The sequence below is a fragment of the Paenibacillus sp. 2RAB27 genome, from assembly GCF_052115445.1.
Lineage (GTDB): Bacteria > Bacillota > Bacilli > Paenibacillales > NBRC-103111 > Paenibacillus_E.
Map to the genome: position 1 here is coordinate 13,168 of NZ_JBFRGR010000013.1, position 14,782 is coordinate 27,949.

The window sequence follows — 14,782 nt, forward strand, 5'->3', positions numbered from 1 at the left end:
TAATAAAATGAGCATAGCGCTTAAAGAAAACAACATCAGAAAATTTCGAAATGAAATCTTCCGAAATCCATTCATCATCCAATTCATAATAAGTCCCCACTCTGTGAGCAAGTATGGTTGGACCTAAATACAAGAGGTTTGACGCCAATCACTTTCTTAAAAACCTTATTAAAATAAGAATGATTATGGAAACCGACCATGACAGAAATATCCTTTATCTTACAATCCTTGTTTCTTAACATTTCCACGGCCTTACGAACCCTAACTTCATTGATATAATCGATAAAGTTATGTCCGGTCTCTTTTTTGAATATCGAACTGAAATAGGCTGGATGAATAAATAATTGCCCGGCCATTTGATCCAAGGTGATTTTTTCTGAATAATTGTTGTGTACGTGTTGTTTGGCAAGTTGCACGTAACGGTTTTCATCTCTCTCCTCAATAGGAGCGTCCGAAATCTTTTCAATTGTTTGTTTCAGCCATTTTTTCAAATCGCCGAGGGATTGGACATCGTATATATGCTCTAAAGCCTGCTTTTTATCCAAAGAAGGTATCGGCAGCCCTTTTTCTTTGGCTCTCAGTGGTAGAGTTAGGATAATTTCCGAAAATGCAATTCTGATTTCCTCTATTTTCAAACGCTTACCTTGTTCTAAAGCATCAAAAAAATCACGTAGATTGGAAGCAACTTCATCTTTATGGCGGGAAAGGACAGATTGCATTAATCTATCCATAATGATGTTTAAATGCTCATTTGCTTGCTCCGTGAAAGTTTCATCCGAACCCGTTACTAATAAATCCTGGTAGAATAGTACTGAATGATGAACATCGAAGTATTTATAACTAAAAGCATATATCGCTTGATTGAAAGAAGTGCAGATTTGTTCTGGCCCCTTGATCATGTTGCCGACGCTGATCGACAGCGAGCATTCTTTTCCAAACCCCGACATGATCGACGCTTTTAGCAAATCGTAATAATCTTCAATCTTTCCCTTAAGATCGTATTTACTGATCGGCCTCGTATCATGCGCAAACAGAATCAATTGGTTACCATAAAATAATACCGAGGTATGGCTTTCTTTCCAATATTCCGTCGTCTTTTCAGCGATAAAACTCCGAATGGACAAGCCTAAATCCGCTTCAAACCATTTTCCAAACGAACAAACAATGACCCTCATATAATCTCGAAGCCAAGGCTCATCATACTGATGTACGTTTTCGCCTTTGACTAGGTCAATTAACATCGATTCTTCAAGTATACCCGGAATTCCGATCTTTTTACTGTATGCCATTTCTTCATCTATCTTTAACTCGATGGCGAGGCCGCTCATCGCATCAACGATCTCATCTTTCATTACAGGCTTCAATAGGTATCCTTTTATTCCGTAACGTATGGCTTCCTGTGCATATTTAAAATCATCATAGGCTGAGAGGATTAGAACTTTAATATGGGGATACGTTTCTTGAATGGCTTTGGCAAGCTCCAGTCCATTCATTTCCGGCATCCGAATATCTGTTAAAACCACATGAGGAAGATACTCCTTAATAAGTTCAAGCGCTTCCTGACCATCACCGGCCGAGCCTATGACTTGAAATCCGGCTTCATTCCACGGAAACGATTTGACCAATCTTTCCCTGATGTTTTTCTCATCATCCACTACTAAAACTTTATACATAAGCCTCGCCCCCGTGTCATAGCTTACGATCTATTTAAGAAAAAAAAATCCTTCAAGCCCACTCTGCTTGAAAGAATCGAAATAATCCTCTTATCCTTAACGGGATCATATCCAGGATTGCTCCTTAAGTGAGAGCATTGCGGCCTCAGCGGTCGCGATTGAAGAGCGCGCTGCAGTCCCGTCGAAAAGAGTGATATACGCCGGATCCACCTGCTTGCCTGAAATCGCATCGCGAAAGCAAACCATTTCCAATCTCATCGGTTGCCTTAAAAAAAGAGGCGGTCGGATTGTCGGGCTTGTGTATACAATTTTACCCTCCATTTGCCTGTAGCCGCTGGCACGGTCCTCATCTTCATCCCTTTGTCCGTTAATGCCAAACGTTTCAATCCCGTTTTTTGTTTGAACGACGATTTCAGATCGTTTAAAGTCAAAGAGTACAGCGCCTTCCGTCCCGTTGATTTTGACAAAGTGCTCGCCCCATCTGAACCCTGAACCATATTGCATCGTACCTAAAGCTCCGTTTGAAAACTCCATCGTCAACATCAAGTGATCCGGTTTGCTCGAAACATTATGTGCTGGTTCCACGCATGAACTCGCCAAAAATACGGAAACAGTCGCCCCAAGAAACGTTTGCACAAGATCCAGCTCGTGAATGAAATGAAACAAATCCCCTCCGGTCTTTACTTGATCATGCTTCCAGCCGCTTCCAGCTTGCTTATCCTGCCAACCTGTCCGTTCCGCGTGCGATATGATCGGTTTTCCGATTCCACCGGTAGCAATCAATCGCTTGACTTGACGTACTCCACTCATGAAATGAAGGATGTGTCCGGCCATCATATGAACCGAGGATTTCCGGCAAGATTCCATCATTTCCTCGCAATCAGAATAAGACAGCGCCACGGGCTTTTCGCAAAACACGTGTTTTCCATGCTGAGCCGCAAGTATGACGTGCTGCTTGTGAAGGTAATTCGGACTTGCCACAATGACCGCATCCACATCATCGCGGGCGACCAGCTCTTCGACGCTTGCCGCTGTTTCACAATGCAGCTCTTCCGATAGAAGCTTGGCGCTATCATCCTCTCCGCCAACTACAGCGACCGTTCTCGTTCCTTCCAAGTCATTCAATATTCTGGCAAATTCAGCTCCAAAATTCCCGCATCCGATAACGCCAAACCTCAACAAAGACATAGCTTTACCTCCCTTGTTCTATGGCAACGAGACCCATTTCTTCTCTCGAAGAGAAGTGATAGCCGCCTCGGCTGTAGCAATAGATGTTGTAGCTGCAGTTCCATCAAATAAGGATCGCAAGCTTTCCTGTACCGGCTTCCCTTGCACGGCGTCGCGGAACGCCGCCATTTCCTTCTCGATCAGCGTCACTAGCCATCCCGGCGCCCTCGAAGCAGCAGTCCCATAGGCTACACCACCGTCGACTTTTTGATACGACTGCGCACGTTCCCGATCCTCCTCGGCGGATTCATTCAAATTGCGGGTGTCGACATGTCCACCTTTATTCAACTGGACCTTTGAGTTTTGCAAATCGAGAAGAATGGCGCCTTCCGTACCGTTAATTTTGACAAAGTGTCCACCCCAACGAAATCCAGAGCCGTATTGCATCGTGCCGAGCGTGCCGCCTGCGAATTTCAATGTCAGCAACAAGACATCCTCTTCGTCGCCGAAGCCTTCACCATGATGTGCCAAGTTGCCTCCGGCCATGCAAACCGAAACCGCCGGTCCCATTATGGCTTGTACAAAATCAAGCTCGTGAATGTGGTGAAACAGATGCCCTCCGGAGGTCGCATTGTTTTTCTTCCAGCAGACGGTTGTCTGCTTGTCCTCCCAGCCGGTTCGTTCCGAATGGCAAACGATTGGTCGACCGATCTCACCATCTGCAATCCATTGTTTTACTTGGCTTACGCCGTTCATAAAATGCATGATATGACCCGCCATAAACACAACGCCGGACTCCCGGCACGCCTCGACCATATCTTCGCAATCGCTCAACGTAAGGGCGATCGGTTTTTCGCAAAAAACATGCTTTCCCTGCTTCGCAGCTTGAATAACCGGTTCTTTATGAATATTATTCGGGGAGGCCACTATAATCGCATCGATATTATCCCGATTTACCAAGTCCTCCAAGCGATCAATCGCTTCACATTGCAGCTCCTCGGACAACGAGGCCGCCCTGCTTCCTCCATGAACGGCAACAACCCGCGCCCCCTCTAAGCGATTCAATGCCCTCGCTAGCTCCCCGCCAAAATAGCCGCTGCCAACAACTCCAAAACGAACAATTTTCATCCCTTTATCCCCTCTGCAATGATTTAAAAACTGCTCAAAAATGTTGTGCGGATCGTTATCGTAGAGTCCGCCAATGATATGACCTTGATTTATATTGTTGAAAACGCTGCCATTTTCCRAAAGCCCGCTGCATAAATAACAGTATCATGAATTTTGAATATTGTAAATTATTTTCGTTACCATTATAATTTCGGAAAATATTTTCATTTACATGCATATTTATCTAGCCTGAAGTGTTAGTATTGATCATTTTTTCTTCCTGTTCCCTTTTCGTGCCGAACTATACCCAAAAATTAATTTTTCTTGTTCATCTTATGGTAAGCATCCTGGACTAACAATAAGAAAAACCGTCAGGAAAGTTCATCCTAACAGTCCTTTTAGGTTGTACATACATCGGTAATTCTGTACTCATATCCACGAATACCTTGGTATTACTCTGCATACATGGCCCCTTCACATCTTTCTCATGTGAATTGCGGGGGGACCGTAGGATCACCTTGATCCATTCTGTCAAAATCCTGCACAACTTTAAGCGGTATGTTTTCGCTCTCCAAACAGGTCAAACATATATACTTCACTGTCTGCTTCGACAGTAGATAATTGCTTACTGACAACTGTGGTTTTTTCTTTTGTTTTTTGTTTTCTTGCTTCCCTGTGAGATCTCGTATCATCCTTTCCAAACAACCTCTAGCTGCTTTATTTACAATCCGTAGTTATGAAACAATTCAAATTTTGAATAAAATGACATTTTATGTTCAATTTTCAATCACCTAGCTTACGAGTAGAAATACCAAATTTCTGGACATAAATCAAACCAAAAATAATCTCAAAAAAATGCAAAAAAGCCTGCACCATCGAGGCATGAGCTTAGCGACATTTATGTTCAAATACAACGACATTTCACCTTCCAATCAGCGACATTTTAAGTTACAGTTCACAAAGAAAAATAATCCTAGACTCCCCCACGCCCCTCGTGGTATCTTATTGGTATTATATAGATTCAAAATGGTATCACCCAGAATGGTGGTTTGGTCACATGGAGAAATCTCCACTTATCAAAGAAAGACTTATCGAACAACTTCGTGTGCAAATTCGATCCATACAAAAGGATCAACTCGTCAAGATTCCATCTGAGCGAGATTTGGCCGAAACCTTCGAAGCAAGCAGGGTAAGCGTGCGCGCAGCGATCAAGACCTTAGTCCAAGAAGGCCTTCTTGTTCAACTAATTGGCAAAGGAACCTACATCGTTCCGGCTGTGCTTATGGACACGCTATATGTTATGTGTTCATCGGATATCAAAGGAAATGACCCCTACTACACGAATTTCCTTGTCGAAATTACGAATTTAGCTTCCAAGCAAGCTATCAAAATTTCCATGGTGCACCCCGATCTGCCACGCGAAGCTGCACCTAAGAGCCCGCTCATTCTAATCGGACAGATGGATGACGAGCAATTAGATCGGCTCAAAACGACGGCTGGCCAGCTTTTCTCCATTCAGCGTTATGCCCATCGGGAAGATATCATCCAAATATATTTTGATGATGATCGGATCGGCAGCAAAGCGGCCAAAACGCTGTACGATGCAGGACATCGCTCGTTCACCCTACTGGCAGGGCCAGATAAGTACGATTCTTCCAGGCTTCGCAAGCAAGGCTTCCTTGCCTATTGTCAGACGAAAGACGTACAAGTCCAAGTCATTACGGAGAAAATGAACTGGGAAGGCGGCCGCCGAGCAGCGGACCTTCTGCTTACAGCTGAGCTGCCGAATGCGATTTTCGCCGTGAATGATTGGATGGCTGCCGGTTGCATGCAGGGCCTTCGAGAGAATGGCCGCGCCATTCCGGACGACGTATCCATCATCGGCTGTGATGATATCCCGCTTGCCGCTCAAATATCGCCAAGGCTGACGACATTTAGCTTGGATGCCAAGCATCTCGTCGAGGAACTGCTTTCCGCCATTCACCGTCATCATGCTGATGCTTCAAACAGCAAGGAGCAAATCATACTTTCGGCTGCAATGATCAGTCGAGAGTCGGTTTCCCATATTAATTTGAAACACGAAGGAGTAGATACCTTTCATGGCTAAGCTGACGATTCACGCGGATTCACCATTGCAAACGATTAATCGAAATATTTACGGTCATTTCTCTGAGCATCTAGGACGTTGTATTTATGAGGGCATCTGGGTTGGACTCGACTCTCCTATTCCCAATACGGAAGGTATGCGTAACGATGTACTTGAAGCGCTGAAAAAACTGCAAATTCCGGTTCTCCGCTGGCCTGGCGGCTGCTTTGCTGATGAGTATCACTGGAAAGATGGTGTCGGCCCAGCAGAGAAACGTAAGCGGATGATCAATACGCACTGGGGCGGTGTTCTCGAGAATAACCATTTCGGCACGCACGAGTTCCTACGTTTATGCGAATTGATTGGCGCTGAACCTTATATTAGCGGTAATGTTGGAAGCGGTACCGTGGCGGAAATGTCGGAATGGGTAGAATATATGACTTTCGACGGCGAGTCCCCGATGGCGAACTGGCGTCAAGAAAACGGCCGTGAGAAGCCGTGGAAGCTCACATATTTTGGCGTAGGCAACGAGAATTGGGGCTGTGGTGGCGACATGCGTCCTGAATACTATGCTGATTTATATCGTAGATACGCTTGCTATGTAAGGAACTACGGGGATAATAAGATTTTCAAAATCGCCTGTGGCGCCAATAGCGCTGATTACAATTGGACCGAAGTCTTGATGCGCGAAGCGACGAAATATATGGATGGTATCAGTCTTCATTACTATACCTTGCCTACTGGCGTCTGGAAAGATAAAGGCTCAGCAACAGATTTCAATGAACAAGACTGGTTCAACACGCTAGAGAAAACCCTATACATGGATGAACTTATTACTCGTCATTCGGCCATAATGAACACCTATGATCCTGACAAAAGAGTCGCCTTAATCGTGGACGAATGGGGCACTTGGTACAATGTAGAGCCTGGCACGAACCCTGGATTCCTTTATCAGCAAAATACGATTCGCGATGCGCTCGTCGCAGGCGTTAATTTAAATCTTTTCCATCACCACAGTGATCGTGTACGTATGGCCAATATTGCGCAGGTTGTCAATGTATTGCAATCGGTCATTCTTACAGAGGGTGCAGATATGCTGCTTACTCCGACTTATCATGTGTTCGATATGTACAAAGTGCATCAAGATGCCAGCTATATTGCTACAGAAGCGGTGAGCCCTTCCTATGAAATGGATGGCAAACAAATCGATCAACTTAGCGCATCCGCTTCATTAAATGCAGACAACCAGCTACATATATCCCTTTGTAATTTGCATCATGCCGAAACGCTTGAAGTCCAGTGCGACATCAAGGGACACTTTGGTAGAGCGATCTCAGGATTGGTTATCACCTCGGATACGATGGATGCGCACAATACGTTCGAAGAGCCTAATGCAGTGAACACACTACCTTTTACCGATTATCGGGTCGAAAATGACGTGCTGCTTGTGACCCTTCCTGCCCGCTCCGTGGTCACACTTTGTCTACAGTAGGAGTGCTGCGTAATGGATACTTCAGCTAGAACACGTTCAGAAGCCGGTTCAGATTGCAAAGGGTGTTCAGCCTCTGTTCACGTGACACCTGAAGAAATCGCCCAGCTTTTCGGCGAAACGCTACGTGTGCGTAACCTGAAGCTGACAACGGAGGCCGAATATGATCGCCGTATCGCGGTCTGCACCAGCTGCAGCGACTATCATTACGGTACAACTTGCCGCCATTGCGGCTGCTTGATGGGTATCAAAGCTAAACTTAGCAGCGCGCGCTGCCCTTCCCCACATGGGAGCAAGTGGTAACCTGGCACGCTTAAACAAAAGATCGCTTCCTCACTTAAACAGTGGGCAAGCGATCTTTATACTTATTTGCGGCTATATAACAATGGATTCAGCTCAGAAGCAGCTAGCTCCCCAGGCTGCAAGCCAGGGAACCACCTTTTCAAATCACTCTCACGTGCTTTACTATCCGGTTCTGCAATTCGCAAACCATCTGCATAATAAATGACGGTCATGACTTTGCGCATCGTATCCGTCGGATTTCCAGGGGCGCTATGCAGTGTCCATCCCGCATGAAACGTCGCATCCCCAGCAGCCATCGCACCGTGCGATTTGGTTTCGAACCCTTTCCCCTCGATATAGCCTGCCAGCGTACGATGGGATTCATCCGAAATAACCATCTTATTAATGTAGCCCATGAGATGAGATTCCGAAGCAAACGTCATCGACCCCACATCCTCCGAGATCGGCACAAGCGGCATCCACATTGTAATCGTCTTATCCGTATCAAGCGGCCAGTAAATTTGATCTTGATGCCAAGGCGTATGACCGCCGTGCGGTTCCTTAAACAACGCTTGATCATGATACATACGAACGCCATCAACGCCCATTAAGTCAGCGGCAATTTGGGCAAATCGCTTAGCAAAAACAAAACGTTGAATCGCTTCACTTTGTTCCCATAAATTCGAAATTTGGATAAACGCCTTCCCATACGTATCACGTTGATCCAGCGGTTTATCTTGGTTGTTCAACATTTTCACCAAGTCGGAGATAATCGGTTCATAGATATTGATCTCGGCTTCGTTCGCTACTCCGCGAAGAACGATATGGCCATCTCGTTGATAGCTTTCCTGCTGCTCTTGCGACAACGTGTAACTGTCTTCTAACAATGGCAATGCGTGGACTTGATTCGCCTCTAGATTACTCATACGCTATGCACCTCAATTTGTCTATTTATAGTTTAAGTATAGGATCCTCGTCCCTAATAATCTTTGTCAAACAAGGTTATTGATTTGTCAAAAACAACTGAATTTCAGACACTAGTCCTCTTGATATTCCCTATAAGCACCGAATTCAAATAAATCGTCCTCACCTAACGAAGAAGGCACCTCTTGATTTGGATCACCCAGCCCCTCCATTATGCGAAGCCAGAGCTTCGTGCGTGCATAGCGCTGATGAACCAATTGGAAGACGGTATACTGAAGCAATTGTTTCGCTTCCTCGAATTTCCCTTGATCCACCAATAATGCTGCACGCCGCTCCACTAACCATTCATCCTGCAAAGCACTCGTTTGAGCTAGCCAATATGCCCGCTCCTCAAGAGTTTCCGCTCCAATACCAGCTAAGGTCACATCTCTTTCAAACGTCACTTGCGGATGTAAAGCGAATACCCGTGAACGGATTCTCCGGTAACATGCAGCAGCTTTGAATACATCTCCTACATTTCGCCGATATAACCGAGCCGCCAGCGCCAATGCCCTGTCTTCTCCCGAAGCTTCAAGCTCCGTGAGTGCCTCGGCAATCCGGTCTTTCCCTGCATACCATGCACCTAATTGCATTTTCCATGAGGTGTATTGGTCTGGTTGAACCGCTGCTGCCCAACGAAGCGCCTCCTCCAACTCTTCATAGCCAGATATGGCCCATCGATTGTCGTCTAAGCCAGGAGGAAGAGGAAGAAGCTCCGGCTTCTGCTTACAGTAAGCCTCCACGACCCACTCCCATAGCTCCGATTCATGTGGGCGAGCAAAACCGAATAAGGGGATATGCCCTTGAGCTGGCAGGTCTACAACAGGAACCGGCAAAGAATGAATGTCTAAGCGTCGATCCGTCGGAATCCAAAACTCCAAATGGACATGTGAAGCTCCAGGATCCAGCATGTTCTTAATCGATTGATCCATAATGGGTCCTGCTTGAATCTCTAAACACTGCTCCCCATTTATCGTGTATTGGGTAATCCACTTTTCATGTTTGCCAGTGCCATCCGACCATAATTTGATGCCAGGCGTTATCCGGTGGTCTGCGACATGGAATAAACCGCTTCCGATGCTTGGTGTATATACACCAAACGCCTGACAGTCCGGCTCGCGCCAGAAAAAACCGATCATCCGATCGATCTCTTCCTGCTTTCTCGGTCCCTCTACAGCCCAATCGATCGTTCTCATCTCATCGCCATGTGAAAGCACCGGTCCATTTGGAAACCAAAATTCAGTGTCCGCATGAGCGGGTACTCCAGCATTGGACCATGACATCCAGGGATGCGGCTCGGACGTGGGATTATAGAAATAGGTTCGTTGTGTCAAGAAATCATCGTCTTCCCCCAGTGAATACTCAACGGTCCACTGCATCCCAAAACGAGCTTCCCGCTCCCCGCACCAAATGAATAACCTATTGACTGTTGCTAAGGTTTGAAAGTGAACAGGCACGATCTGCACCGGTGAATGGGATATCGGAAAGCTAACTTCAATCCCCCCGCCAATAAAAAATTGCCTGGGCAGTATCCGTATGGGTCGGATCACTGGAATTGAATAAAGCGCCTCCTTGCCTGAAGCTTTATGGATTAAGGAATACACCTTGCCTCCCAGATCAGGACAAACAGTTACCTTTATTCGATCATTCTCCATGGTAAGGAACTGATACGTTTTGATGATAGGGCGGCGGCTCGTCTCTGCGTAACTCTCATAAGGATAAACCCCATCCGGATCTTGTGCGGTTGGAATAGGTCCAGCACTCACTATAGKGTGTGTTAGTAATACATCCATAAATGCTCGAATCTCCAGCATGCGACGATCCCCCTCCCTTGCAGATTTTTCAATACTGTCCATTCTACTAAGACCATAACCCCAAATAAGGTACTGAAGCTACCGATGACAGCTGTATATCTTGTTCCGTAAACTCGCCCTTCCGTAAGAATATACCCTCATCCGTCTTTACGAATACTGGCCGATTCGCGAAGTTAAAATGGCTGGGCAGATTACGCTCCCCGCCGACCCAGCTCATATCGCGGCCAAACCGCGGTTCATCCTTGTGCCCCAGCAGCTGATAGACATCCATGGACTGGTAATCCGTAATCGTCCAATGACGATTATGCTCCATCCATATGCAGCGGTCTCCAAGCAGGACGGAGATTTGATTGTATGGTTGGTTCATGTCGCGCCAAACGTCTTCATCTGCCCCATGGCGGGCGACTAAATATAATAAATCATGGCTGTGCCAGGCGCTGCTCGGGGCTATGTCCGCTTCATTGTGCCAACCTGTAGCGGAAGCAAAATACCCCCGAGGGTTCTGATAGGTCGCATAAGTGCGATCACATTTCTTTAGGAAGGCAGTGAGCTCTGCATCCTCCTGTTTTGCCAAGTACTGATAGATACCAAATAAGGACATGCCCATGCCGGCAATCAGCATGGGTTCATTGATTTTGACCCAACTGCTCCCGGAGTGATAATAGACGCGGTGCAGTCGAATTTGTCCTAAACTATCATACCAAGCTGAGCGTGCCAAATGGCGGCATAGCGCACCAGCTTGCTCCAAGTATTTCTTTTGCCCATACATCTCATAGGCCAATACAAGTGGCGCAATCAGCAGCCCGTAATATTCTGCTGGCTCTGTGCTTGATGCATCCCCAGCATATCTGTAAGAAGCCGTACAATTTTGATCCGGAAGTCCGATAAAATGAAAATCCTTTATCATCTTATCCAGTTGACGTTGAAGCTCTGCACCCCACCGCTGATCATCGAAAACCTTCACGTATAGGAGCTTACCCCATAAACGGGCATATTCCTGATTGCTGATCGCTCTACCATTCGTATACATGATGCCAAAGGGATAATGCCTGTCACAGGCATCCATAGTAGCGGACATGCTGCTGCGTATTCGCTGCATATAGGCTTCGGGAAGCCAATCTTTCGCATACCAGGCTGTCAATCCAAGAGAAACGTTAGGCATCATATTATGAATTAATCCGACCGAAAGACTCTCACCCATTTGGAAGCCGATATGTGCATATTGACCATCCATTTGAAAAGATTCTGTTTGAAACTGTATGAGACGCAGCAAGGTATCTTCCAGTTCTGAATCCCGTTTCTGCTGCAGCATTAATGCTAAGGAGGGGAGCAGCGGACTAGCCCATGTACTGTGACCGCATGTGAAATCACTCCATCTATACGGATTCGATCCCCATACGGAATGATTATGAAACCCGTAAATCGCTCCATGATCCTGAACCCACGATAGTAACCAATTCGCTAACGCACCTGCATGGGGTTTCATTATCGCACCTCTTCTCAGATTTGCTGCGGTTTGATCCATAAACCGCAATCATCTACATAAATATTGTGTCCTGGCAGCCCCATAACGGTTTGCCCTCCAAGATTCTCTATAGCCACTGTTGCAGATGTCCTACCCTCACCCGTCGTGAAATACAGCTCGGACATCGTGCTTTCCCAATTCCAGCGGTTCACGGTAAGTTGTACCTCTTCCGCATCATGTCCACTAACGGACATCCGGGCTGTGGCGGCACGAAACGAATTATGAATCACGAGATTATGAACCAAACACTGTCCTTCCCCTGAAAAAACCAAATACACATCATGCACGCCTCCAATGAGGCTGAGCGGTGTACCGAAGTAATTCCAAGTCGCATTATAATCCGTCTTTTGAACGATGGCTCCAATCAATTCGCCATTAAATCGATCGATCCTGACCTCAATCGTAACAGGGCCAATCATCTTATTTAACCCGATGGAAAGGATGTCATATTTACCTGGAGAACCGAAATCAATGTCCGAAAACTTTAACCACTCCTCAGATTTCCACGGGCCGACATATCGGACATCACGGTAAATAGCCCAATTGCCATCTGGCTCCTTATCCCACAATCCGTTAGAGGACCGTTCCGAATGCTCTGTCGCCAATCGGTACTCTCCTCCGGATTTGATGCCCGCATAAAACATATAAGTCGTATTCGGCTTTAATCCCTCAATGAATTGCTCGATACGATCTCCCGTATGAAGGACAGCAGCATATTTATTGCTGCGAACTACTGACGGGTATGCACCATTCCTGCTATAATCCCATGCACACTCGAACACAATGCGGGGTGAGCCCGTGGCCGTCCTCCATGGAGCCAATGCACCCGTTTCGAAGCCACCATTACGGATTCGGCTTTCATGATCCAATGCGATGACCTTCCCTCCGGTTTCCTTGGTTTCCTGCGCACTGCTGAAATCATGTCCAGGAATCCAACCTTCTCCGCCCCATTCATATGCGCCCACATCCGGAGCTTCGCCTGTATAACTATCCGTCACGCCAGCTACAAAAGTCCCTTTTCCGATGGCAGGTGATTCCGGACGAAGTCTGAAATCACCACGCTCTGCATCCACGAAGCACGGATCGACATCAAATCGGTTATGTGACACCACACTGTGGTTACCCCATCGGCGAATTTCTCCATCTGCAAAAAGATTGTTCACCATATGCGTACCGTACATATCATCGAAACAGAAGACCGAAGAATCCGCTATCGCCTTACGGTAAAACGTATTGTTATAAATGAGTGTTCGCTGAATAGGACGATTGAGCACCATGCCCCGTTCGGGAATGTTCCAAATCACGTTGCGAAAAAAGCTTACACCACTCGTCCAAGCATCCATATAAAAACCAAAGCTAAGATGGTCAGATAGATTGTCATGCAGCCAATTATGATGAATTTGTGTGTTGTCAAAGTCATGGTTAAACAGGTAAATCATGCCTGAATCCTTAGTCAGCGCATTTGCAAAGGACACATCACAATATTCAATGACGGAACGCGCAAATACACCGGATATAGAAGTCCGGCCTCCCCTCGTTATGGTGCAGCGGCTTACTTTATGCTCAGAGCCTGTCAACCAGATCATGCTCGCATAGGATGCTTCAAAGTTGCCGTCATGAATATAACAATTCATTACTGCATTCCGTTCATCCGAAACATAAACGCCGATCCCTTCAAAATGGGAAATTTCACAATCGCGGATTAGATTATCCGATCCACCAAGTTCAATGCCATGGGTCCGACCGTAAATCGTCTGACGGTACCCGAACGAGCGATCTAGCCCATACATACGAGATTTCCGTATTTGACAGTGGCTCGCACCTTTCGTCGTAATCGATGCTCCTCGACAATCCACCCCGATAATCTGAATATGCTGCTTATTCCTCAAATCAAACGCATAGTCACGTCGCTTTGCCTCGACGGTATGGCTGGATGGATGCCCCCCGACTGGAGCAATGATATATAGCATCCTTTCGTCAGCGTTGTAATACCATTCTTTTTCCGTATCCAACGCTTGCAATGTTCTTGTAATAAAATACAGGTTACCTGGCTGCGTATGGTAATGATCTGCGGAGCTGACCCACTGATCATGATACAAAGTGCCGGCTTCGAAGCCTGTCACCCTTGCCGTTGACATAAAGTAGCTCACTCCGTTCACGCAAGCAACCATAGCTCCATCCCAGTGCCCGTCAGGAAATGCCTTCAAATCCTTATCATAAAGCGTGTAGGTTGGGTATTCATTAGTAGCTGCATCCACAACTGCATACTGCGACTTATCCAGTCGGTCTTTCAGAGTCGGCCATTGTGCTTCCATGCCAAGCTCCTCATCGAAGAAAACCAGATTTCCGCTGCCATCAAGTAGATCCCACGTCACTTTCCCTTTATAAACTGAGCCTTTATGAGGCATCCATTCCGTTATCTCATCACAGCCGCTCACTACAACCCGCTCTCTCTGAAAAGCTTCGAAACGGATAGGTGCGCCATCCTTGCCGCTATTCGCCGGAATGATCGTTTCCCGATAGGTGCCCTCCCGAATGTAACAAGTATCCCCTGCTTCCATCCTCTGAGCTGCTTGGCTGATCGTGCGAAATGGACTCTGCTCCGTAGTTCCGTCATTGCTGTCATCACCATTTATAGCAACGTAATAGTGGTTTCCCTTCATTTCTTCCATATTT

The 14,782-nt window shown here is 46.4% G+C and carries 10 protein-coding genes; 3 read left to right on the forward strand and 7 right to left on the reverse strand.

Translation table 11 applies throughout. The features are described 5' to 3' along the window. Positions 1–83: 83 nt before the first annotated feature. The 3 genes from AB4114_RS18355 to AB4114_RS18365 all read right to left on the reverse strand — a co-directional run bounded on the left by AB4114_RS18355 (position 84) and on the right by AB4114_RS18365 (position 3,968). Positions 84–1,673, reverse strand: a complete 1,590-nt coding sequence (locus AB4114_RS18355; protein WP_441989774.1) for a response regulator transcription factor — start codon at positions 1,671–1,673, stop codon at positions 84–86. Positions 1,674–1,778: 105 nt separating this feature from the next. Further along, the gene (locus tag AB4114_RS18360) at positions 1,779–2,861 is read right to left on the reverse strand and encodes a Gfo/Idh/MocA family protein (RefSeq protein WP_441989775.1); all 1,083 of its coding nucleotides are present in this window, start codon (positions 2,859–2,861) and stop codon (positions 1,779–1,781) included. A gap of 18 nt (positions 2,862–2,879) precedes the next feature. Then, positions 2,880–3,968 carry a Gfo/Idh/MocA family protein gene (locus tag AB4114_RS18365; RefSeq protein ID WP_441989776.1) on the reverse strand — a complete coding sequence of 363 codons (1,089 nt, stop codon included), beginning with the start codon at positions 3,966–3,968 and terminating at the stop codon, positions 2,880–2,882. A gap of 1,036 nt (positions 3,969–5,004) precedes the next feature. Here AB4114_RS18365 and AB4114_RS18370 point away from each other — a divergent pair. The 3 genes from AB4114_RS18370 to AB4114_RS18380 are packed head-to-tail and all read left to right on the forward strand — an operon-like array spanning position 5,005 to position 7,825. Beyond that, positions 5,005–6,054, forward strand: coding sequence for a GntR family transcriptional regulator (locus AB4114_RS18370; protein WP_441989777.1), 1,050 nt, complete (start codon positions 5,005–5,007; stop codon positions 6,052–6,054). Then, positions 6,047–7,525, forward strand: a complete 1,479-nt coding sequence (locus AB4114_RS18375) for an alpha-N-arabinofuranosidase (protein ID WP_441989778.1) — start codon at positions 6,047–6,049, stop codon at positions 7,523–7,525. The genes AB4114_RS18370 and AB4114_RS18375 overlap by 8 nt, the downstream gene beginning before the upstream one ends. A 12-nt stretch (positions 7,526–7,537) precedes the next feature. Further along, complete coding sequence (locus AB4114_RS18380; protein WP_441989779.1) at positions 7,538–7,825, forward strand: DUF6171 family protein; 288 nt, start codon at positions 7,538–7,540, stop codon at positions 7,823–7,825. Between the two features lie 62 nt (positions 7,826–7,887). On the opposite strand, the gene AB4114_RS18385 is transcribed toward AB4114_RS18380, so the two are convergent. From AB4114_RS18385 to AB4114_RS18400, 4 genes are all read right to left on the reverse strand, one after another. Continuing rightward, entirely contained in the window at positions 7,888–8,730 is an 843-nt protein-coding gene (locus AB4114_RS18385) for a phytanoyl-CoA dioxygenase family protein (RefSeq protein ID WP_441989780.1), read from the reverse strand. A gap of 111 nt (positions 8,731–8,841) precedes the next feature. Further along, the gene (locus AB4114_RS18390) at positions 8,842–10,581 is read right to left on the reverse strand and encodes a DUF5107 domain-containing protein (RefSeq protein ID WP_441989781.1); all 1,740 of its coding nucleotides are present in this window, start codon (positions 10,579–10,581) and stop codon (positions 8,842–8,844) included. A gap of 46 nt (positions 10,582–10,627) precedes the next feature. After that, complete coding sequence (locus AB4114_RS18395; RefSeq protein ID WP_441989782.1) at positions 10,628–12,067, reverse strand: hypothetical protein; 1,440 nt, start codon at positions 12,065–12,067, stop codon at positions 10,628–10,630. 14 nt (positions 12,068–12,081) lie between these two features. Then, positions 12,082–14,778: a right-handed parallel beta-helix repeat-containing protein gene (locus AB4114_RS18400; protein WP_441989783.1), complete on the reverse strand. Its 2,697-nt coding sequence runs from the start codon at positions 14,776–14,778 to the stop codon at positions 12,082–12,084. Positions 14,779–14,782: the final 4 nt, after the last annotated feature.

Coding starts and splice junctions, on each gene's coding strand:
- AB4114_RS18395 (WP_441989782.1), bottom strand. CDS start 12,067: ATGAAACCCCATGCAGGTGCGTTAGCGAATTGGTTACTATCGTGGGTT.
- AB4114_RS18370 (WP_441989777.1), top strand. CDS start 5,005: ATGGAGAAATCTCCACTTATCAAAGAAAGACTTATCGAACAACTTCGT.
- AB4114_RS18380 (WP_441989779.1), top strand. CDS start 7,538: ATGGATACTTCAGCTAGAACACGTTCAGAAGCCGGTTCAGATTGCAAA.
- AB4114_RS18400 (WP_441989783.1), bottom strand. CDS start 14,778: ATGGAAGAAATGAAGGGAAACCACTATTACGTTGCTATAAATGGTGAT.
- AB4114_RS18385 (WP_441989780.1), bottom strand. CDS start 8,730: ATGAGTAATCTAGAGGCGAATCAAGTCCACGCATTGCCATTGTTAGAA.
- AB4114_RS18360 (WP_441989775.1), bottom strand. CDS start 2,861: ATGTCTTTGTTGAGGTTTGGCGTTATCGGATGCGGGAATTTTGGAGCT.
- AB4114_RS18355 (WP_441989774.1), bottom strand. CDS start 1,673: ATGTATAAAGTTTTAGTAGTGGATGATGAGAAAAACATCAGGGAAAGA.
- AB4114_RS18365 (WP_441989776.1), bottom strand. CDS start 3,968: ATGAAAATTGTTCGTTTTGGAGTTGTTGGCAGCGGCTATTTTGGCGGG.
- AB4114_RS18375 (WP_441989778.1), top strand. CDS start 6,047: ATGGCTAAGCTGACGATTCACGCGGATTCACCATTGCAAACGATTAAT.